This is a genomic window from Neobacillus drentensis (assembly GCF_036966985.1).
Classification (GTDB): domain Bacteria; phylum Bacillota; class Bacilli; order Bacillales; family Cytobacillaceae; genus Neobacillus; species Neobacillus drentensis_E.
In genome coordinates, this window is record NZ_JBALSN010000410.1 from 1 (window position 1) to 243 (window position 243).

Here is a 243-nt window from a genome sequence, read left to right on the forward strand (position 1 = left end):
ATCAAAACACTGAAAATATTTCATTTATTTTATCATGATTTAGTTAATTTGCATAAAAATTTATGATAATTTTTACGTTTTCTCTAATGATGTTCATTTTTAATGATTGTAAACTAGGTATATAAGAATTTATGGTGAGGAGTGAAGTGGATGGCCATTCAAGTAGACAACTTGGAAAAAGGTCAGGTGGGAGCAATGATTGAATGGCTTGCTTCGATTGGAGAAACAGAAAATGGGGGAGTA